Genomic DNA, 19,614 nt, shown 5'->3' with positions numbered 1-19,614 from the left:
CGAGCGCGGGCCTCGCGTTGGGGCCCGCGCTCGCAACGGGCGCTCAACGCGCAGACTCGAGGCTTTCCTTGGCCTTGGCGACCACGTTCTCGGCCGTGAAGCCGTACTTCTTCATGAGTAGGGCGCCAGACGCGGACTCGCCGAAGTGGTCAATGCCGATCACGCGACCTGCGTCGCCGACGACGTCCCGCCAGCCAAGCGGGGAGCCCGCCTCGATGCTCACACGGGCCTTGACGCCGCCTGGAATGACCGAATCGCAGTACTTCGCGCTCTGACGCTCGAAGAGCTCCTTGCACGGCATGGAGACCACGCGGGCCTTGATGCCTTCGGCCGCAAGAAGTTCGCGAGCGGCCACACAGTGCTGGACCTCTGAGCCCGTGCCGACGAGGATCACGTCGGCGTCCTCGCCAGCGCCTGCCAGCACGTACGCGCCCTTGGCGAAGCCCTCGGCCGATGTTCCCTCAAGAGTCGGAACGTTTTGACGCGTGAGGATGAGGCCACAGGGACGGTCGAGGGTCTCCAGCGCGTGCTTCCACGCCCAGGCGGTCTCGTTGGCGTCCGCGGGACGAACGATGTCGATACCTGGAATGGCCCGCAGCGTCGCCACCTGCTCGATGGGCTGGTGAGTGGGGCCGTCTTCGCCGAGCCCGATCGAGTCATGGGTCCACACGAATGTGGTGGGAATCTTCATGAGGGCCGCGAGCCGCACCGCACCACGCATGTAGTCGGAGAACACCAAGAAGGTGCCGCCATACGCACGGGTCAGGCCGTGGAGCGTAATCCCGTTAAGAATCGTGCCCATACCGAACTCGCGGATCCCGAAGTGCAGCGTGCGGCCGTACCAACTCGCCATGGGATAGGACTTGGTGGCGCGGTGCGGGGGCAGGAACGAGGGCTCGCCATCCATCGTGGTGTTGTTGGAACCGGCCAGGTCCGCCGATCCTCCCCACAACTCGGGAAGCACCGGCGCGAGCGCGGTGAGCACCTTGCCCGACGCTGCACGGGTGGCAATCGACGTGCCGGCCTCGAACTTCGGCAGGGCGTCGGTCCAGTTGGCTGGGAGTTCCTTTGAGACCAGACGCTCGAGCAGCGCCGCGCGCTCGGGCTGCTCGGATTGCCACTTGGCAAACTCGCCATTCCATGCGGAGTGTGCGGCCTGCCCACGCTCGCGCGCCTTGAGCGTGTGCTCGTAGACGGCGGGCTCCACCACGAATGACTGCTCGGGATCGAAGTCGAGCGCCTGCTTGAGGCCCGCGACCTCCGTGGCGCCAAGGGCCGATCCGTGCACCCCACCGGTGTTCTGCTTGGTGGGGCTCGGCCAGCCGATGATGGTGCTGAGCGCGATGATCGATGGCCTGGTCGTCTCCGCCTTGGCGTCCTCGATCGCGGTCAACAGCGCATCGGGGTCCTCCTTGTAGCCCTCGGGTGTGACCCAGTCGACCCGCTGCGTGTGCCAGCCGTAGGCCTCGTAGCGCTTCAGGACGTCCTCGTCGAACGCGATGTCGGTCTCGTGCTCAATCGAAATCTTGTTGTCGTCCCAGATCAGGATGAGGTTGCCAAGTTCCTGTACGCCGGCGATCGCCGCGGCCTCGTGGCTCACCCCCTCTTCCATGTCGCCGTCCGACGCGATCACATAGATGTGGTGGTCGAAGACGGACTCGCCGGGCGCGGCATCGGGGTCCAAGAGACCGCGCTCTTTGCGAGCTGCCATCGCCATACCGACGGACGAGGCGAAGCCCGAGCCAAGGGGGCCTGTCGTGATCTCGACGCCGGGGGTGTGACCGTATTCGGGGTGCCCGGGAGTCTGCGAGCCCTCGGTCCGCAGTGACTTGAGGTCGTCGAGGCTCATGGGGTAACCCGCCGCGAAGAGCTGCAGGTAGAGCGTGAGTGAAGAGTGCCCGCAAGACAACACAAAGCGGTCACGTCCCAGCCACTTTGGGTCTGCGGGGTCATGCTTCATCACGTTCTGGAACAGCAAGTATGCGGCGGGCGCGAGCGACATCGCCGTGCCCGGGTGGCCGTTGCCGACCTTCTCCACTGCATCGGCGGCGAGGACACGAAGTGTGTCGATCGCGCGGGTGTCCAGGTCAGTCCATCCAGTGGTCACGGTTCTCCCTATAAAACGAGTCTGACAACTCTCTTAGCCTAGCGGCGCGGCGGAGCGAGAGAGCGCGACCATCGCCGCGATTGTCGTCGCCGCATCACTATCCACGCCGCCGCCACGGACCCGGTGCCCGTGGCACCAAGGACCAACGTCGTGCCACGTACAATTGGGGCATGCCGGCGGAATCGAAGACCCATACGGAGATTCCGGCACCGTCCGTGGGCAGAGTCCTGGGTGCGACACGAGTGCTCAAGGCCTACCTTGCGCTGACCAAGCCGCGCATCATCGAACTTCTGCTCATTACGACACTTCCCACCATGGTGTTGGCCGCAGGTGGATGGCCAAGCCTGTGGCACATGGCGGCGACGCTCATCGGTGGCACGCTTTCCGCGGGCTCTGCCAACACCTTTAACAGCTACCTCGACCGCGACATCGATGCCGTCATGAAGCGGACGCAGGGTCGGCCCCTCGTCACGGGTGCGGTCAAGCCTCGCGCGGCGTTCATCTTCGCGTGGGTGCTGGCCCTGGCGTCGACGGCGTGGTTCTACTGGATCGTCGACTCGCCCCTCGCGACAGTGCTCAGCATCATCGCGATCCTGTTGTACGCGGTGGGTTACACGATGCTGCTCAAGCGGCGTACCTCCCAGAACATCGTGTGGGGTGGGGCCGCCGGATGCATGCCCGTGCTGATCGGATGGGCCGCTGTCACGCAGTCGTTGTCGTGGACGCCCGTGGTGCTATTCCTGATCATCTTCTTCTGGACGCCGCCTCACTATTGGCCCCTCGCGCTGAAGTTCCGCAACGACTACGCCCATGCCGAGGTGCCGATGCTTCCCGTGGTGGCCACGCCCGTCAAGGTGGCCAAGGAGATGATCCTCTACGCGATCGCGATGGTGGTGGTCTCCCTGATCCTGGTGCCACTCGCGGGAATGACGTGGATATACGCGGTTCTCGCTCTTGGTTTTGGTGTGTGGTTCATCGGCGGCTGCTACGCGTTGTATCGCCGCACCATGGACGGGTCAAAGCTGCATTCGATGCGCCTGTTCCGTGACTCAATCCTGTACCTGTCGGTCGTCTTCGGCGCGATTCTCGCCGATCCGTTCTGGCCAGACACGCTCACGGTGTGGCAACGCTAGGGCTCGAGCGAGAGCTCGCCGTCTATTTAGCTCACGTGACGGTCGAACGCGGCCTATCGGCGAACACCGTCTCGGCGTACCACCGGGACTTGTCGCGCTATTGCGCCTTTCTCGAGTCACGGGGGATTGAGTCTCTCGCTTCCACACCCGCACTCGTCGTGGCCGAATTTGCGGAGGCGATCTCGGCCGGAACCGATAGCGGCGCCCCCTTGGCCCCCGCATCGGCGGCGCGAACCGTCGTTTCGGTTCGAGGTTGGCACCGGTTCGCCGTGGCGGAAGGCTGGGTGGGGGACGATGCCGCCGTCGACGTCAAGCCGCGAGCCACGCCCGCGCGACTGCCCAAGGCGTTGACGACCGACGAGGTGGCGGCACTACTCGACGTCGCTGCAGTCGGGGACGGTCCTGCGGCGTTGCGTGACAGGGCCCTCTTGGAGGTGCTGTACGGGTCCGGTGCCCGAATTTCGGAGGCGACGGGGCTCGACGTCGACGATATTGATCTGGGTGAGGGTCGCGAATCGGTGCTGTTGCGAGGCAAGGGCCGCAAGGAGCGCATCGTCCCGCTTGGCGGCTACGCGAGGGAGGCGCTCGACGCCTACCTGGTGCGAGCGAGGCCCACACTTGCCATGAACGGCAACGGGACACCCGCACTGTTTCTCAACTCCCGTGGCGGGCGCCTCAGTAGACAGAGTGGCTGGACCATTCTGAAGGCCGCCGCCGAGCGCGCCGGCATCGGCGATGTCTCCCCGCACACCCTGCGCCACTCGTTCGCGACTCATCTCTTACGGGGAGGAGCCGATATCCGTGTGGTCCAAGAACTGTTGGGACATGCGTCGGTGACGACCACCCAGATTTACACGTATGTCACGAGGGACGCCTTGCGCGAGGTTTACCAGACCTCTCACCCGCGAGCCCTCGACAAGCCCATGCCACGTCCGGAGTAAGGTGAGGCCCGTGACCGAGTTCCCTGTACCGCCGCCCCTGAGTGGAACCGGCCCGGCCCGCATCATTGCCTTGTGCAATCAAAAGGGCGGGGTGGGCAAGACCACGACATGCGTGAACCTCGCCGCGGCCCTTGCTGAATACGGACGCAAGGTGCTTCTAGTCGACTTCGACCCGCAAGGCGCGGCATCGGCCAACTTGCGCGTGAACTCGAACGACTTCGAGACCACGGTGTACGACCTCTTGCTCAGCTCGAAGGTGCAAACCAAGGACGTGATCGTGTCGACCGCGGTCGAGGGCCTCTTCGTGCTTCCCGCCAACATTGACCTGTCGGCGGCCGAGGTGCAGCTGGTGGGCGAAGTGGCGCGCGAGAGCGCGTTGGCCCGTGCACTGCGCCCCATCGTTGACGACTACGACGTCATCCTCATCGACTGCCAGCCCTCCCTTGGCTTGCTGACCGTCAACGCACTCGTCGCCGCGCACGGTGTCGTGATTCCGTTGGCGTGCGAATTTTTCGCGATGCGCGGCGTGGCCCTCCTCGTCGACACGGTGGGGAAGGTCCAGGACCGTTTGAATCCGCGCCTCGCGCTCGATGCGATCGTTCCGACGATGTACGACGCCCGCACGCTTCACGCGCAAGAGGTCGTTTCTCGCGTGCGCGAGGCCTTCGGTGATCGTGTCACCGAGACGATGATTGGGCGCACCATCAAGTTCCCCGACGCCACCGTCGCAGCAGAGCCGATCCTGACGTTTGCCCCGACGCACGTAGGTTCTGAGCAGTACCGTCAGTTGGCGCGCGAGCTCGTTGCCCGCGGGGTTTCGGCCTGACGTGACCACCTCCGTCGACGGGACGAAGGCGTCCTTCGAGGTGACCCTGCCCAACTTCTCCGGGCCGTTCGACCTGCTCCTCAGCCTGATCGCCAAGCACGAGCTCGAAATCACCGAGGTGGCCCTCGCCGTCGTGACCGACGACTTTTTGGGCGTAGTGCGCAATCGTGATGTCGAGTGGGACCTCTCGGTTGCGTCCGAGTTCTTGGTTGTCGCCGCCACCCTGTTGGACCTCAAGGCGGCAAGACTCTTGCCGCAAGGCGAAGTCGAGGACGCCGAGGACTTGGCACTCTTTGAGGCGAGAGACCTGCTGTTTGCCAGGCTTCTTCAATACCGTGCGTTCAAGGAGGTCGCCGCGAGCTTCGCGACGCTCTTCGACGCGCCGCGCCGGGTTCCCCGTGACGTCCATCTCGAACCGCACTTCGCGATGCTGCTGCCCGAATTGGTGTGGAGGGCCTCTCCGGAAGACCTCGCGCGCATGGCCGCCCATGCGTTTACCCGCACGCCCCCTGAGCTCGGAGTGTCTCTCGCTCATCTGCACAACCCACCGGTGAGTGTGAGGGAGCAGGCCGCGATCGTGTCGATTCGGCTTCAGCGCCAGGGTGCCGCGACGTTCCGTTCGCTCGTGGCCGATGCCGATCACGTGGGCGTTGTTGTGGCTCGCTTTCTCGCCTTGCTCGAGTTGTTTCGTGAATCCGTGGTCGCGTTCGAGCAGGTACGCTCGCTCGGCGAGCTCACCATTCGTTGGACGGGATCCACGGACGATGTTGAGGTGAGCGGCGAGTTTGACGGAGTGGTGGAAGGAATGGACGAGTGATGCGGCACCTTCACGCGGGAATCGAGGCCATCATGATGGTGGTCGACGAGCCGGTGGCCTCCGTCGACCTGGCGACCGCACTCGACGTGCCCGAGCCGGAGGTCGTCGCGGCCTTGAGGGCCTTGCGGGACGACTATGCCAACCCCGACTCTCCGCGCGGCTTCGAATTGCGTGAGGTGGGTGGCGGCTGGCGAATCTATTCCTCGCCGCTGTTCGCCGATGTCGTGGGTACCTTCATCATCGAGGGACACTCGGCACGGCTGTCTCAAGCGGCCCTGGAGACACTCGCGGTGGTCGCATACCGCCAACCCGTCACACGTGGACAGGTTTCGCAGATCCGCGGCGTTAACGTTGACTCAGTGATGAAGACGTTGTTGGCCAGGGGATTGGTGACCGAGGTGGGGGAGGCCTCTGGTGCGGTGCTTTATGGAACGACGACGGAGTTCTTGGAGCGGATTGGCCTTGAATCGCTCGATGGACTACCTCCATTGGCTCCCTACCTTCCCGACTTAGCAGATGTGGACGAGGCGAACTGATGGCCGACCTATCGATTTACCGGCCCGAGGGCACGCGCCTGCAAAAGGTGCTCGCCCAGGCTGGCGTGGGCTCACGCCGCAAATGCGAAGAGCTCATCGAGGCGGGCGCAGTAACCGTCAACGGGCAAGTGGTCGAAGAACTCGGCATTCGCATCAATCCAGACGAATGCGTGATCGAGGTCCTTGGCAAGCGGGTCTCCGTTGACGAGAACCTCATCACCGTCGTCCTCAACAAGCCCAAGGGCGTGGTGAGCACGATGTCGGATCCCGACGGTCGCCCGGCGCTGGATAAGTACGTCATCGGCTTCGAGGAGCGGCTCTTCCACGTGGGCCGCCTCGACGCCGATACGACGGGTGTGATCCTGCTGACAAACGACGGCGAGCTGGCCAATAAGTTGGCCCACCCGACGCACGGCGTGTCAAAGGTTTATGTGGCCAAGGTGCAGGGTCGCGTCACGAAGGCCCTGGTCAGCCAGTTCCTCCAAGGAATCGAGCTGGACGATGGCCCCACGCGCGCCGTGGAATGCCGCATCATCGACGCCTCGGACTCCGCGTCGCTGGTTGAGGTGGAGATGCACGAGGGACGCAACCGCATCGTCAGGCGCATGTTTGACGCGGCAGGCCACCCCGTAATCGACCTCGTGAGGACGCGTTTCGGTTCCGTCACTCTGGGTACCCTGCAGCCCGGCGAGATGCGCACACTTACGAATGCCGAGATCGGCGAGCTTCAAAAGGCCGCCGGACTCTAGACGCACGTCCGCTCGCGGCGGCGAGCGACCGGTAGCATGTGCGCATGGCCGTACGTGCGATTAGGGGAGCAACCACGCTCGAGATTGATGAGCGAGAGCATTTGCACGCGCGCACTCAAGAGCTTGTCGAGGCGATGCTTCAAGGGAACGAACTCACCTCTCGCGACGTGATTTCCGTCTTCTTCACGTGTACTCCCGACATCGTCAGCGATTTCCCCGCGGCCGCCGCCCGCCAGATGGGCTTTGGATCGGTGCCTCTCATGTGCGCTCAGGAAATGGCAGTGCCGGGCGCCCTGCCCATGGTCGTTCGAGTGATGATGCACACCGAGATGGAACGCCCCCGCGACATGGTGGCCCACGTCTACCTCCATGAGGCAGTGTCACTCAGGCGGGATCTCGCCCAGTAATGACCACCACGCCGCTCACCCACATCGTTGGGGCGGGTCTCATCGGCGCATCCATCGGAATCGGACTTAGCGCCGAGGGATGGCGCGTCACGATCTCCGATGCCGACCCCGAGACCGAGCTTCTCGCGCGCAGCATCGGCGCCGGAGGCGCGCCCGATCGCAACGAGCCCGACCTTGTCATCGTCGCGACACCTCCCGGTGTGACCCCTGACGTGGTCTCGAACGCCCTCAACACCTGGCCCAACGCGGTCGTTGTCGATGTGGCGAGCGTCAAGGCTCCCATCGCCGAGGTCGCGGCGCGCTCGGGCCAGGGCCACCGTTACGTGGGTTCTCACCCCATGGCGGGCCGCGAGATTTCGGGCGCGATGGCCGCGCAGGGCGACCTCTTCAGGGCGCGGCCCTGGGTGATCTGTCCCGGGATCGCTTCGGCGAAGGCCGTCGCGATGGTCCGTAGCGTCGCCGATGCACTCCTATGCGACGTGGTGGAGATGGACGCAGAGGCGCACGATAGAGCCGTGGCCAGGGTCTCGCACGCTCCGCAAGCCGCCGCCTCTGCAGTGGCGGCCGCGCTCGGCCCCTTGGTTGAGAACGACATAGCCCTCGCGGGTCAGGGCCTGCGGGACGTCACCCGGATCGCGGCCTCGCACCCGGCCATGTGGGCGGATATTGCCCGCCTCAACAAGCGTTCGTTAGTCGAGACCCTCGATCACATCGTTGCCGAACTCGATGCGGTCCGGAAGGCCGACGACATCGGGGCCGCAATGACGGCCCTCATCGACCGCGGTAGGCGCGAGGTGGCGCGGATTCCCGGCAAGCACGGGGGAGCGAAGCGCGAGTGGGAAGCGGTCACGGTGATCGTTCCCGACCGCCCTGGGCACCTCGTGCGTTTGCTCTCCGATGCCGCAGCCGTTGGCGTCAACGTCGAGGACCTGTCGATCGAACACTCTCCGCGTCAGCCAGTGGGTCTCACGACCCTCTGGGTGCTCCCGCAAAGTGCGAGCGAGCTAGTTGAAGCCCTGGAAAAGGGTGGTTGGGTGGTTGCAGGATCATGAGCATCGTCATCGCTATCGACGGCCCCGCGGGGACGGGTAAGTCGACCGTTGCGCGTGCCGTGGCCGCGAAACTTGGGCTCGAGTATTTCGACACGGGCGCGACGTACCGTGTGGCCGCACTGCACTGTTTGCGCGAGGGCATCAACCTCAACAACACCGACGATGTGGCCGCCATGGTGTCCACCATGAACGTCGAGATGCGACTCGACCCGGCCAACCCCGTCGTGGTCCTGGACGACGAGGACGTGTCGCGACTGCTGCACACGGACACGATCTCGCTCATCGTCTCCGATGTGGCCACCAATCTCGCCGCGCGTGCGGTGCTCGGCGACATGCAGCGGCGCGTCATCGCCGCATCGCGCAAGGGGGCCGGCATCGTTGCCGAGGGCCGCGACATCACCTCGGTGATTGCGCCAGAGGCCGAGGTGCGGGTGTTGCTGACCGCCGACGACGAGGTTCGGGTCGCTCGCAGGGCGGGCGATGGCGCAGATCCCGTCACGGTGCGTGAGGCGGTCCTTGGCAGGGACCGCAAGGACGCCACCGTTGTCGAATTTCATACGGCCGCCGATGGCGTGGTCCAGATCGACACCACTGACCTCACCATCGATGAGGTCGTTCTTGCCGTGGTGCGACTTGCCGAGGCGCAACTGGCCGAGGAGGCTTCCGAATGAGTGACGATAACGACGACTTCGAACTTGAGCTACCTTCCGCATCGGACCCCGAAGAGAGCCTTGACGCGATCCGCGAGGCCGCATTGCGCGCGGGACTCGCAGAGTACGAACTCAACGAGGACGACCTCGCGGCGCTTGCCGACGACGTGGTCGAGCAACGCGAGGCCCTGCCGATCATGGCGATTGTTGGGCGGCCGAACGTCGGCAAGTCAACTCTCGTCAACCGCATTATTGGCAAGCGGCTCGCCGTGGTCGAGGACACCCCTGGGGTGACTCGGGACCGCGTGACGTACACGGCCGAGTGGGCCGGAACCGACTTCATCCTTATGGACACGGGCGGCTGGGAACACAACGTCACCGGAATCGATCTGTCGGTCGCCCAGGGAGCCGAGGTCGCGATGGAGATGGCCGACGCCATCATGTTCGTGGTGGACGCGACCGTGGGTGCCACCGCCACCGACGAGAAGGTCATGAAGCTTCTTCGTCGCACCAAGAAGCCCGTCATCCTGGTTGCCAATAAGGTCGACGGCCCGCAGGGCGAGCTCGAAGCGGCCGCGCTGTGGAACTTGGGGCTGGGGGAGCCTTACCCGGTCTCCGCGCTGCACGGCCGCGGCATCGGCGACTTGCTCGATGTGGCCGTCGCCGCGCTGCCGAAGGAATTGCCGCTGGTCGACGACGAGGGTGCGATGCGTCGCGTCGCTCTCGTGGGCCGCCCCAACGTGGGCAAGTCGTCGCTTCTCAACAGGCTCGCTGGTTCGCAGCGCGCCGTGGTCAACGAGATCGCGGGCACCACTCGCGACCCGGTTGACGAGATTGTCGAGGTCGATGGCGAGCTGTATACGTTCATCGACACCGCCGGTATCCGCAGGCGAGTGCACCTGACGAAGGGCGCCGACTACTACGCGTCGCTGCGCACATCGGCAGCCATTCACCGCGCCGAGCTTGCGCTCGTGCTCCTTGACGGCGCGACGCCCTTGTCCGACCAGGACTTGCGAATTCTGTCCGAGGTGGTCGACGCCGGCCGCGCCATCGTCATGGTCGTCAACAAGTGGGACCTGGTGGGCGAAGATGAGCGATTCCTATTTGAACGCTCGATCGAAAAGGACCTCAGCCACCTCACGTGGGCTCCGCGCATCAACTTGTCCGCGCTCACGGGCTGGCACTCCAACCGCCTTAAGCGCGCGATGGATGTGTCGCTCGGCAACTGGGATAGGCGCATCGCGACGGGCAAGCTCAACACGTTCCTCGGTGAGCTCGTGGCCGAGCACCCGCACCCCGTGCGTGGAGGCAAGCAGCCCAAGATCTTGTTCGCGACTCAGGCCGCGACGAGGCCGCCCAAGTTCGTGCTGTTCACGTCCGGATTCCTGGACCCCCAATACCGACGCTTCATCGAGAGACGCCTGCGCGAGTCGTTCGAGTTCACGGGCACGCCCATCCACATCTCGGTGCGCGTGCGCGAGAAGCGGAAGCGCAAGTAACGGCTCCGAAATCACGTCCGCCAATAGACTCGAGTGACGACGCGGAACATCCGCACCCTCTGTGTCATGACCGATCGGGTACACACATGACCGGGCTCACCCCCGCACGCAAGCGACTGGCCATGTTGGCTCTGGCTCTCGGCGGCTTTGGTATCGGGTGTACCGAGTATGTCGCGATGGGCCTGTTGCCGGAGATTGCTCGCGACCTGCTTCCAGACCTCCACGCGACCAACCCGGATGCTGCCATTGCGCGCGCGGGCTGGCTCATCACGGCCTACGCCATCGGGGTGGTTGTGGGCGCCCCCACGATCGCCGCGGCCTCGGCACGCTTCCCTCGCAAGGGACTGCTGGCGACCCTGACGGTGGCTTTCACAGTCGGATCCGTCGCATCGGCGCTGGCACCGACTTTCGGGACCGTGTTGGCCGCCAGATTTCTCGCGGGGCTTCCCCACGGTGCGTACTTTGGCGTGGCCGCTCTGGTGGCCGCCAAGTTGTTGGGCCCCGCCCGCAGGGGACTCGCGGTCTCGCTCGTGTTGGTGGGTTTGACCATGGCGTCCGTGGTCGGCGTGCCTTCGATCACGTTCCTTGGCCAGCACGTTGGCTGGAGGTGGGCCTATGTGGTCGTTGCCGTCGTGTTCGCCCTCACGACGGCGTTCATTCTTGCGGTGATTCCCAAAGAACCGGGGGATCCGCACGCGACGGTGAGGCGCGAGCTCAGGGCGTTCAAGCGTCCGGCGGTGTGGTTCGCTCTGCTCACTGGGGCGCTCGGCTTCGGAGGCTTCTTCGCCGTGTACAGCTACGTGGCGCCGCTGTCGACCGAGGTCACTGGGACGTCGTCGGGGTTCGTCCCCATCGTTCTCGTGGTGTTGGGCGTGGGCACCACGGTCGGCATTCTCGCAGGCGGGCGGTTGGCAGACAGAGGCGCGGTCCGGGCCATCTTCATCCTGTTCGGGGCGTTCTCGGTGTCACTGTTGTTCCTTGCGCTGACTGCTCACACGGTCGTCGGCCTGCTCGTGGGGGTCTTTGCGGTGGGCGCTTCCGCGCAGGCCATCGCACCCGCGATTCAGACACGCCTCATGGACGTTGCTGGCGAGAGTCAGACGATTGCAGCCGCCGTCAATCACTCGGCACTCAACATCGGGAACTCACTCGGGGCCGCGCTCGGCGGGGTCGTCATCGCTGCGGGCTTTGGCTTCGTCGCGCCCACGTGGGTGGGCTTGGCGCTCTGCGTTCCCGGGGTGGCCTTTGCGCTTGCCGGGTGGTCGGTCACCCGTCACCGCACGAGCCCCGGCGCGGTCGATGCCAAAGCGGACGCGTCGGTGTAGCCGAAAGGCTCACGCGTGCTGGTGCGCATATTCGGGACCTTTCGTCTATGCGAGACATACCCCAGGGGGTATAAGGTGTTTTCAACAGAGAGGGGTCCCTCATGGGATTCGTAGCATTCATGAGTTCAATGGCCGGAAGGGTCACCCGCGCGGTTGCCGGTGTGGCACTCGTCGTGGTTGGCGCGGTGCTTGGCGGGGGCTGGCTCGTGCTCGCCCTCGTGGGCCTGGTCTTCATCGCGGTGGGCGTCTTTGACGTGTGCCTCCTGGCCCCGCTGTTCAAGCAGCCGTTCTCCGGCAAGGCAGTGCGCGCCAAGCTCAAGTAGGACCTTTCGACACGCGCCCGCGCGGCCCCGATGTGGTGCCGCGACGGGCGCTTGTCCGTGTAAACTTGCCGACGGCCTCAAAGCGGCACGAAAGTGACCACTAGGGACCGGACGGGCTGTGGCGCAGTTTGGTAGCGCACTTGACTGGGGGTCAAGGGGTCGCAGGTTCAAATCCTGTCAGCCCGACCAAGTAAATCTCCTGGTATGAGGCCGTTTCGCCACTTGGCGGGGCGGCCTCTTGCTTTGTCATTGTTGAGTTTGAACCACTTTTTGAACCAGGTTTTCACCTCCTAGGGCCATATCCGGGAGCGAGAGAGCGCCCCCAAGCCTGTCCAGCGCATCCGCTGCGATGTCCGGCGCCACATGCCCGTAGACGTCGCCCGTGATCGCCACCGATGAGTGACCGAGCACCTCAGACACCACCTTGAGCGGCACGCCATTCGTGAGCATCACGGAGGCCGCGCTATGGCGCAGCGTGTGAAGCCCGACGCCCCCCAGCCCGACTTTCTTGGCCGCGACTGTGATCGCCCGGAGCGCGTTGCGGGGGTCGCTTGGCTCTCCGAACTCCGTCGTGAACACGTAGCCCGTTTGGTGCCACACGGACCCCGATGCGAGACGTTCGGCGGCCTGGCGAGCCTTGAGGCCCTTGAGGATGCGTTCCACAGTGGGGGAGACGTGAACCACGCGCCGAGACTTCGCCGTCTTAGTGTCTGTCACGACTAGATCCCCGTCGACACGTGTCAAGGTGCCTCGCACTCGCAACGTTCGCTCGTCCAAGTCGATATCGCGCCACATCAGCGCGAGCGCCTCACCGCGCCGCAGACCGGTGTTCACAAGTAGCTCGAACAATGGCGCATATCGCGACGAGGACGCCGCCCCTAGCAACCGTTGAACATCGGTCGGGGAGAGGTATGCGGCCTCTCTATGGGCCACCCTGGGCCGCTCTACGGCATCTGCGGGGTTGCGTGCGATCATGTCGTTTCGCTGCGCGAAGCGGAGCACCATCTTGAGCACTGTGAACGTCTGTCGCGCGGTCGACGGAGCCAGCCCGGCGCGGCGCATCTCCACAAGCCACGCCTGAATGGTCGCGGGCTTGAGTGCCTTGAGGGACACGCCGCCTATCGCCCGTCCCACGATGTGCTTGCGTGCGAGCGTCGAATACGTCGCTTTGGTCGAGGCCTTGCGATCCTCGGACTCGAGCCCGGTGGTCAGCCATAGCGCCGTGACTTGGGCAACAGTCGCGCCGTCATCCGACGCGGGCAACCCTTCGCCGAGACGCCGACGCACCTCGTCAACCCTGTCGCCGATTTCAAGTTCATTAGGGGCATAGACCGCGACCCGCTGAATCTGGCCCCACTCGTCCCTGTAGGACACCTTGGCACCCCAGCGACCATCCGCGAGCCTGTAAGGCTTGGATGAGCGGGTGCGCCCGTTTGCGTACTTGTCAGCCATTGCTCACGCCTCCCGACGTTTTTGGCCCGTTGACTGGCGTGGGCGCGACGTGATGAGTCCGTCTGCAGTGGCCTCGTTGATGTACCGAATCGCGGTGGACTTGGAGACGTTGAACGCGGTCGCGACGGCTTCAATACCGCCGGAATCGTGCGCCTCGTATATCTCGGCGATGCGCGCCTTGAGCACCCCGGTGATTCGTCTGCGCTCGCCCCTCCTGGACCGACTTATCGAGCGCATCCCCTCTCGAATATCTACGTCCGTGTCACTCGAAACTGCGGCCCACTTGCCGCCATTGCGTTCGGTGACTTTGAACGACATGACGGTAATGAAGGACTCCAGCCAGTCGTCCAAGCGAATCGCCCGCAGGTCTTTCTGTTTGACCTCTCGGCCGTCAGGCACGCGATAGACGCGCACATCGGTCCAACGCGGCACGCCCGAGATGACCTCGATGCGACCTTCGAACGCCGGTTGCCCATCGACACCTTGGAACTCAACCTCAAGCAGGGGCGGGACGGCCCTGTCGCCAACGATGACCATTGGCTTCGCTAGGTCGTATTTGAGCGTGCCGAACGGTGTCTCAGTCGTCATCCACATTCCTGGTGCCATTAACCGTACCTCCGTGAGACTAGAACGAGGTGTCGTTCAAGTGCGACTATATACGTATTCAAGCGAACGCGCAAGGCCCGAGCGGACACGAGCGGACGCAACGAATAGCACGCCAACCAGACAACAGGAAGGGGGTCGCGCCGTGAACGTACAAGCCACAGACGTGAAGCCCGCACTATTCGACGTGAATGCCTCGACGGCATACCTCGGCGGCATTGGCCGCACACAGTTCTACGCGCTCGCAAGTCAAGGCGACATTCGGACCGTCAAGATCGGCAGGCGGACGTTTGTCACGCGCGACGAACTTGACCGATACATCGCGGCGCTCGGACTCACCCACAGTCAGGCGGTCGATGCCCGGTGACCGACACAAAAAAACTGACCCCTCACGCCAATGAGGGGCCAGCAGATGAAGCAAAGACTTGGGAGTCCAGTACCTCAACGTTAGCACCGTTGGACCATGAACGGATAGAGCGTATCCGCAGGATCGAAGCCGACGAGCAAAGCCGCAAGGCCTCCCGTGAGCTTGATGACTTGATCGCAGAGATGGAAAGGCGACCACGGACAGACAACGCCCCTCTGGCGTTCTCTGAGGCTCTGAACAGGCGGACGGCGAATGACCTCGCGTCGCGGGGGTTCGACCTCGGCTATCTGGCGAACCTCTTCGGCCTGCCACTCACACACCGGGCGACCGCGCTCTCAAGGATCAGTGATGCAGCATGAACGGCCCGCAGGTTCTCGACTCCGTGCGCGCCCACCTTGAGCGGTTCGTCGCATATCCAAACACGTGGGCCGCCGACGCTCACACGCTTTGGATTGCCCACACACACCTAATGCTCGTCTGGGAGTCCACGCCGCGTATTGCGTTCCTCTCGCCGGAGCCCGGCAGCGGCAAGTCGCGCGCTCTGGAGGTGACTGAACCACTAGTCCCTCGCCCGGTCTACGCGGTCAACACATCGCCCGCCTACCTGTTCCGCAAAGTCTCAGACGAGTCTGGCCCGCCCACGATCCTCTACGACGAGATCGACACGGTGTTTGGCCCCAAAGCCAAAGACAACGAGGACATTCGCGGAATGCTCAACGCGGGACACCGCAGGGGCGCCACCGCCGGGCGTTGCGTAGTTCGCGGCAAAGAGATATTCACCGAGGAATTACCGGCTTACTGTGCCGTCGCCCTCGCGGGCCTGAATGACCTGCCCGACACGATCATGACTCGAAGCGTCGTCATTCGGATGAGGCGCCGCGCAAAGCATGAACGCGTGGAGCCGTGGCGGTTGCGCATCAACGGCCCAGAGTCTCACGTGATCTTCGATCACCTTGCACGGTGGGCGGCCTCTGTCGAATCCAAAGCGGCGGTGCAGTGGCCCGACATGCCCCAGGGTGTCGAGGATCGCAACGCCGACGTGTGGGAGGCCCTAATCGCAGTCGCGGACCTCGCAGGCGGTGACTGGCCACAACGCGCACGTGTAGCGGCTGTAACGGCTGTAACGGACCTGTCGCGTCAAAGGGGGGAAAGCCTAGGCATTCGACTATTGAGCGATCTTCGCTCGGTGTTCGCTGCGCGTTCGCGTATGTCCACTATCGAGATACTCGACGCGCTCAACGGGATGACAGAGTCCCCATGGGGAAACCTACGAGGTAAAGAGCTTGACGCACGTGCGCTCTCCAGGTTCCTAAGCAAGTACGAAGTGCGACCAAGACTTCTACGGATAGAGGGAGAGAACGGACCGCTACACGGCTACGACGCCGCCGACCTCGCCGATCCGTGGAGCCGGTACGTCGCCCCCGTGCCGCTCCAGGAACCCGTTACAGCCGTTACGCCCGTTACATCGCCCCCAGTAGAGCCGTGCAGTGTTTGCCACGAGCCGATGTCTTTTGACTCGGGCACCGGCGTCCACGTCACATGCGAGGCCGTGGTATGAGCAACCTGCCCACAATGCCCAAAAGTCTCGCGCACGACTGGCGAGGCATCACGGCGCTGATCGAAGCCACCGCGCTGCGCCAAGTGGTCCCGTGCTTCAACGGCGACGAGACTCCCCACGAACTGTGGACGAGCGACGACACGCAAGAGCAAAAGGCAGCGGCGACCGCATGTGGCCAATGTCCCGTGCTCGAACAATGCCGCCAATACGGAATCGATCACCCCAAAGAGTCCGGCGTGTACGGCGGCCTAACCGAGCGGCAACGCACCCAAGCGGCACGGGCAAACACCAAAGCAAAGAGGAACTCATGAGTGCTATCAGTTGGCCTACACACAAAGCAAAGAAACTCAAGGCAAGACGCAGGCGCCCATTCATGCTCAGGAGAACGCCACATGACACGCAACGCTAAACACAGCACGACGAGAGGGCACCTAGGTAGGGCCGTTTCATCACGCCAGCATGACGCGGGTAGCCCGTGGAGGTAACGACGCGCGGAGCGAGAGCCTTCACAACCATTTCCGGTAGCGACAGGAAGGGATAAAAATGCCAAATAGGAGAGCGGTTCCGGTAGGTGGTCAAGAGAAGGTCTTTCGCTTTGCCACGGATGCGAGAGTCGGCGGGTCGGGTCTTGATTTCGAGGTCGTGCCCGCGATGCTCGACGATGCTGGGCGAGCGGAGTTTGTGCGCTTGGGTGAGGTGTTCGCGGACCAGCCGACACGGTTCAGGGAGGGCGACAGGGCCATCCTGACGGCCTATTGCCTAACCTGGTCGCTGTATGTCATGACCGCCGCCGAGTTGGCGTCTACGGGCATCCTGGTGCAAGGGCGGAGCGAGTCGGATCGGTCTCGCTCGGTGAAGAATCCGGCACTTGTCGCCCTAACCCAGACGTCTTCGCAACTGCGCTATCTGGCTCGTGAGCTTGGTCTGACACCGGACGCGCGTGGCCGGATGGGCCTCAAGGATGAGCCGAGCGACGATGACAGCGAGGCCTGGTCGTGACGCCGCCGGCGCCGCCGTTCACGCGCCTGTCGTTTCGGCGGTCGCCTCGTATCGGACGATTCCTTCCCTGTCTCGATACGGACAAGCGCCGCACGTTGGTGGCGACTGTCGACGCGCTGGGCCGCGTGGTTATCAGCGACTTCGCCAGCGCCTTCGCGGGTACCCGACTGATCGGCTACACGCTGGGCGAGCCTTCATCCATGTATGACCCTGCGGACGGTCTCAAGTGGCTGTCTGCCCTTTCGAAGGAGATCCGATGACTAATCCGATGCTAGATCCGATGTATCAACTAGCGCGCATTGACGCGGCGGCTGATTTGGCAATGACTCTCTGCCCGCATTGCAATGCACGGCGGGAGGTTGACGCAATGGTGGGCAACCTGCCACGGGCGCTGGGTGTAACCCATGAGTTTGGGTGTCCAGATTTTCTTCCCGATTAGGCGAGTCGTCCTTGTGATTCACTCGTTCTCGTCATACAATTGAAAATGTAGCTGGAGATTCTTCCGGAACACACAATTTCACCCGTACCCGCAGAGATTGCCCCGCCGCTGCTGTTGCTGAGAAATCGGCCGCCGCACCCGCCGCGCAGGATATGCCGCTACCGCTGTTGTTGTGTGAGATACCCGGTCCCTCCGAGACGCGAGATTTATCGCGTCGGTTACTCCCAATCCAACGCGCTACCGGCGCATCCACAATTTTGGAGTCATCCTCATGTCTAATGTCATTTTCGCAAAGAACGCAATACGGGACCTCGCCACCAAGGCGAAGGAGACCGTCGCCAACGAGTCCCTCTCAACCGCGCAGAAGAAGCGCATCCTCGACGACATCGACGTCGACCTCAAGACCCACGCCGCGACGGTCGAGCTCCACAAGTCCGCACAGCGCCTCATGGGCGGCGGGGAGTCGCTAGAGAGCGGTTACGGGTACGGCGTCGAAACCGGCCGCGCGGTTAAGGGTCTGGCAACCCCGAGCCTGTCCCTGGCACCCGATGAGCAGCAGGGCCTCTTCCTGGCCGCGAAGTCGGGCCAGAACCTCACGCTTCACCTCAAGGATGCGGCGTCCTCAGATCTCGCACGGACTCAACTGCCCGCCCAGTTCATCGGCTTGGTGGATCGCAAGTTCGAGCCGAGCAGAATCCTCGATCACATCCCGAGCACCACCATGGCAGGCCCAAGCGTCGAGTGGATCACCCACACTGCGAACACGGTTGCCCTACCCTCGCCGGTCATCACCCTGGGCACGGCGGCATCAGGTGGCACGTTCGCCGCTGGCGACTATTTCTGGAAGTTGACCGCGACCAACAGCGGCGGCGAGACGGTGGGCTCTAACGAGTTGACCGCGACGCTGACCGCGAGCCAGAAGCAGCCGATCAACTGGACCGCTGTCACCGGGGCCAACGGCTACCGCCTGTACCGGGGGATAGCGGCTGGCGCTGAGAACGTCCTAGTTGCCGTCATCTCCGACGGAACAACCGCGACATACACCGACCTCGGCGGGGCAGGCACGAGTGCCACGGTCCCGACCGTGGACCGCACCGCAGGCGCCGCAACGGTGCACGCGGGTGGGCAGATGCCCGAGACGTCACTGACGCCCGTGCAGACGATCCTGACAGCGAAGAAGCTCGGCATCTTCACCACCGTCGTGGATGAGATGCTTCAGGACTTCCCGACGTTCGCGGGGTACACGCAGGTCGAGCTACAGCGTCAGATCACCGATGCTGAGAACTGGCAGTTGCTGAACGGCGACGGCACGGGAGATAACCTGCTCGGGTTGCTGAACACGCCGAGCACGCTGTCGCGGGTCAAGGGGTCCGGGGATGCGGCGCTGGACGTCATCTCGGCGGGAATCTCGGACCTGCGTACCGGGCCGAGTTACTGCGAGCCGGACGTCATTGTGATCAACCCGACGACCTGGAACACGATCCGCACGGCGAAGAACTCGCTCGGGAACTACATCCTGGGCGATCCGGGACAAAGCACCGTTAGCGAGGTGTGGGGCGTGCCCGTCGTCCAGACCTCGCAGATGCTGCCTGGGACCGTCGTGCTGGCCAACCTCGAGATGGGCGCTCAGGCGTTCGTCCGCGAGGGCATCACCCTGGCAATGACCAACTCGTCTGATAACGACTTCACCAACGGCAAGGTGAAGATCCGCGCCACCGAGCGCCTCTGCCTGGGAGTCTCCCGGCCGACCGCGATCAACATCCTCACCGGCTTCTAAGACCCCGCGTCAACGTCACCGCCCGGCCAGCATGTCTTAAAACAGCCGGGACCT

At 64.0% G+C, this 19,614-nt stretch carries 21 protein-coding genes and 1 tRNA gene; 19 read left to right on the top strand and 3 right to left on the bottom strand.

All coding sequences use genetic code 11. From position 1 onward, the window contains the following. Nucleotides 1-43: 43 nt before the first annotated feature. On the bottom strand, nt 44-2,107 hold the full coding sequence (tkt, locus tag BKA03_RS08105) for a transketolase (RefSeq protein ID WP_308477964.1): 2,064 nt from the start codon (nt 2,105-2,107) through the stop codon (nt 44-46). Nucleotides 2,108-2,277: 170 nt separating this feature from the next. On the opposite strand from tkt, the gene BKA03_RS08100 reads away from it, so the two are divergent. The 13 genes from BKA03_RS08100 (at nt 2,278) to BKA03_RS08040 (ending at nt 12,554) form a co-directional block, all read left to right on the top strand. Continuing rightward, nucleotides 2,278-3,240 (top strand): heme o synthase, encoded by a 963-nt coding sequence (locus tag BKA03_RS08100; protein ID WP_179397900.1) that lies wholly within the window; start codon nt 2,278-2,280, stop codon nt 3,238-3,240. Beyond that, nucleotides 3,228-4,181, top strand: coding sequence for a site-specific tyrosine recombinase XerD (locus tag BKA03_RS08095; RefSeq protein ID WP_179397899.1), 954 nt, complete (start codon nt 3,228-3,230; stop codon nt 4,179-4,181). The genes BKA03_RS08100 and BKA03_RS08095 overlap by 13 nt, the downstream gene beginning before the upstream one ends. After that, nucleotides 4,099-5,007 (top strand): ParA family protein, encoded by a 909-nt coding sequence (locus BKA03_RS08090; protein WP_179397898.1) that lies wholly within the window; start codon nt 4,099-4,101, stop codon nt 5,005-5,007. Before BKA03_RS08095 ends, BKA03_RS08090 begins: the two co-directional genes overlap by 83 nt. A gap of 1 nt (nt 5,008) precedes the next feature. Continuing rightward, on the top strand, nt 5,009-5,824 hold the full coding sequence (locus BKA03_RS08085) for a segregation and condensation protein A (RefSeq protein WP_308477962.1): 816 nt from the start codon (nt 5,009-5,011) through the stop codon (nt 5,822-5,824). Then, nucleotides 5,824-6,360 (top strand): SMC-Scp complex subunit ScpB, encoded by a 537-nt coding sequence (scpB, locus tag BKA03_RS08080; protein WP_179397896.1) that lies wholly within the window; start codon nt 5,824-5,826, stop codon nt 6,358-6,360. The genes BKA03_RS08085 and scpB overlap by 1 nt, the downstream gene beginning before the upstream one ends. Continuing rightward, nucleotides 6,360-7,109 (top strand): pseudouridine synthase, encoded by a 750-nt coding sequence (locus BKA03_RS08075; protein ID WP_179397895.1) that lies wholly within the window; start codon nt 6,360-6,362, stop codon nt 7,107-7,109. Before scpB ends, BKA03_RS08075 begins: the two co-directional genes overlap by 1 nt. A 44-nt stretch (nt 7,110-7,153) precedes the next feature. Beyond that, the gene (aroH, locus tag BKA03_RS08070; RefSeq protein ID WP_179397894.1) at nt 7,154-7,516 is read left to right on the top strand and encodes a chorismate mutase; all 363 of its coding nucleotides are present in this window, start codon (nt 7,154-7,156) and stop codon (nt 7,514-7,516) included. Further along, nucleotides 7,516-8,568 (top strand): prephenate dehydrogenase, encoded by a 1,053-nt coding sequence (locus tag BKA03_RS08065; protein WP_179397893.1) that lies wholly within the window; start codon nt 7,516-7,518, stop codon nt 8,566-8,568. Before aroH ends, BKA03_RS08065 begins: the two co-directional genes overlap by 1 nt. Continuing rightward, nucleotides 8,565-9,239 (top strand): (d)CMP kinase, encoded by a 675-nt coding sequence (cmk, locus tag BKA03_RS08060; protein ID WP_179397892.1) that lies wholly within the window; start codon nt 8,565-8,567, stop codon nt 9,237-9,239. Before BKA03_RS08065 ends, cmk begins: the two co-directional genes overlap by 4 nt. Continuing rightward, nucleotides 9,236-10,717 (top strand): ribosome biogenesis GTPase Der, encoded by a 1,482-nt coding sequence (gene der, locus BKA03_RS08055; protein WP_179397891.1) that lies wholly within the window; start codon nt 9,236-9,238, stop codon nt 10,715-10,717. The genes cmk and der overlap by 4 nt, the downstream gene beginning before the upstream one ends. An 86-nt stretch (nt 10,718-10,803) precedes the next feature. Next, nucleotides 10,804-12,042: an MFS transporter gene (locus BKA03_RS08050; protein ID WP_179397890.1), complete on the top strand. Its 1,239-nt coding sequence runs from the start codon at nt 10,804-10,806 to the stop codon at nt 12,040-12,042. A 101-nt stretch (nt 12,043-12,143) separates the two neighbouring features. Beyond that, on the top strand, nt 12,144-12,365 hold the full coding sequence (locus tag BKA03_RS08045) for a YgaP-like transmembrane domain (protein WP_179397889.1): 222 nt from the start codon (nt 12,144-12,146) through the stop codon (nt 12,363-12,365). 112 nt (nt 12,366-12,477) lie between these two features. Then, nucleotides 12,478-12,554, top strand: a tRNA-Pro gene (locus BKA03_RS08040). Nucleotides 12,555-12,611: 57 nt separating this feature from the next. Here BKA03_RS08040 and BKA03_RS08035 read toward each other — a convergent pair. Continuing rightward, complete coding sequence (locus tag BKA03_RS08035) at nt 12,612-13,817, bottom strand: tyrosine-type recombinase/integrase (protein ID WP_179397888.1); 1,206 nt, start codon at nt 13,815-13,817, stop codon at nt 12,612-12,614. A 3-nt stretch (nt 13,818-13,820) separates the two neighbouring features. Beyond that, nucleotides 13,821-14,405: a helix-turn-helix domain-containing protein gene (locus tag BKA03_RS08030; protein WP_179397630.1), complete on the bottom strand. Its 585-nt coding sequence runs from the start codon at nt 14,403-14,405 to the stop codon at nt 13,821-13,823. A 160-nt stretch (nt 14,406-14,565) separates the two neighbouring features. Between BKA03_RS08030 and BKA03_RS15725 the strand changes: the two genes are divergently transcribed. From BKA03_RS15725 to BKA03_RS08000, 6 genes are all read left to right on the top strand, one after another. Continuing rightward, nucleotides 14,566-14,787, top strand: a complete 222-nt coding sequence (locus BKA03_RS15725; RefSeq protein ID WP_218856004.1) for a helix-turn-helix domain-containing protein — start codon at nt 14,566-14,568, stop codon at nt 14,785-14,787. Between the two features lie 355 nt (nt 14,788-15,142). Beyond that, nucleotides 15,143-16,345, top strand: a complete 1,203-nt coding sequence (locus BKA03_RS08020) for a DUF3631 domain-containing protein (protein WP_179397886.1) — start codon at nt 15,143-15,145, stop codon at nt 16,343-16,345. Beyond that, nucleotides 16,342-16,656, top strand: a complete 315-nt coding sequence (locus BKA03_RS08015; RefSeq protein WP_218856003.1) for a WhiB family transcriptional regulator — start codon at nt 16,342-16,344, stop codon at nt 16,654-16,656. Before BKA03_RS08020 ends, BKA03_RS08015 begins: the two co-directional genes overlap by 4 nt. Nucleotides 16,657-16,888: 232 nt before the next feature. Next, nucleotides 16,889-17,344 (top strand): phage terminase small subunit P27 family, encoded by a 456-nt coding sequence (locus BKA03_RS08010; protein ID WP_179397885.1) that lies wholly within the window; start codon nt 16,889-16,891, stop codon nt 17,342-17,344. After that, entirely contained in the window at nt 17,341-17,604 is a 264-nt protein-coding gene (locus BKA03_RS08005) for a hypothetical protein (RefSeq protein WP_179397884.1), read from the top strand. The genes BKA03_RS08010 and BKA03_RS08005 overlap by 4 nt, the downstream gene beginning before the upstream one ends. Nucleotides 17,605-18,054: 450 nt before the next feature. Next, nucleotides 18,055-19,560, top strand: coding sequence for a phage major capsid protein (locus BKA03_RS08000; protein WP_179397883.1), 1,506 nt, complete (start codon nt 18,055-18,057; stop codon nt 19,558-19,560). The last annotated feature ends 54 nt before the right edge of the window (nt 19,561-19,614 follow it).

The organism is Demequina lutea (genome assembly GCF_013409005.1).
Lineage (GTDB): Bacteria > Actinomycetota > Actinomycetes > Actinomycetales > Demequinaceae > Demequina > Demequina lutea.
This window is presented reverse-complemented; position numbering and strand designations above follow the sequence as displayed.

Excerpts from the sequence above, each read along its gene's own strand:
- BKA03_RS08000 (WP_179397883.1), top strand. The coding sequence starts at position 18,055 with ATGTCTAATGTCATTTTCGCAAAGAACGCAATACGGGACCTCGCCACC.
- BKA03_RS08075 (WP_179397895.1), top strand. The coding sequence starts at position 6,360 with ATGGCCGACCTATCGATTTACCGGCCCGAGGGCACGCGCCTGCAAAAG.
- BKA03_RS08010 (WP_179397885.1), top strand. The coding sequence starts at position 16,889 with ATGCCAAATAGGAGAGCGGTTCCGGTAGGTGGTCAAGAGAAGGTCTTT.
- BKA03_RS08020 (WP_179397886.1), top strand. The coding sequence starts at position 15,143 with ATGAACGGCCCGCAGGTTCTCGACTCCGTGCGCGCCCACCTTGAGCGG.
- BKA03_RS08050 (WP_179397890.1), top strand. The coding sequence starts at position 10,804 with ATGACCGGGCTCACCCCCGCACGCAAGCGACTGGCCATGTTGGCTCTG.
- BKA03_RS08035 (WP_179397888.1), bottom strand. The coding sequence starts at position 13,817 with ATGGCTGACAAGTACGCAAACGGGCGCACCCGCTCATCCAAGCCTTAC.
- aroH (WP_179397894.1), top strand. The coding sequence starts at position 7,154 with ATGGCCGTACGTGCGATTAGGGGAGCAACCACGCTCGAGATTGATGAG.
- BKA03_RS08045 (WP_179397889.1), top strand. The coding sequence starts at position 12,144 with ATGGGATTCGTAGCATTCATGAGTTCAATGGCCGGAAGGGTCACCCGC.
- cmk (WP_179397892.1), top strand. The coding sequence starts at position 8,565 with ATGAGCATCGTCATCGCTATCGACGGCCCCGCGGGGACGGGTAAGTCG.
- der (WP_179397891.1), top strand. The coding sequence starts at position 9,236 with ATGAGTGACGATAACGACGACTTCGAACTTGAGCTACCTTCCGCATCG.
- BKA03_RS08030 (WP_179397630.1), bottom strand. The coding sequence starts at position 14,405 with ATGACGACTGAGACACCGTTCGGCACGCTCAAATACGACCTAGCGAAG.
- BKA03_RS08065 (WP_179397893.1), top strand. The coding sequence starts at position 7,516 with ATGACCACCACGCCGCTCACCCACATCGTTGGGGCGGGTCTCATCGGC.
- BKA03_RS08015 (WP_218856003.1), top strand. The coding sequence starts at position 16,342 with ATGAGCAACCTGCCCACAATGCCCAAAAGTCTCGCGCACGACTGGCGA.
- scpB (WP_179397896.1), top strand. The coding sequence starts at position 5,824 with ATGCGGCACCTTCACGCGGGAATCGAGGCCATCATGATGGTGGTCGAC.
- BKA03_RS08090 (WP_179397898.1), top strand. The coding sequence starts at position 4,099 with ATGTCACGAGGGACGCCTTGCGCGAGGTTTACCAGACCTCTCACCCGC.
- BKA03_RS08100 (WP_179397900.1), top strand. The coding sequence starts at position 2,278 with ATGCCGGCGGAATCGAAGACCCATACGGAGATTCCGGCACCGTCCGTG.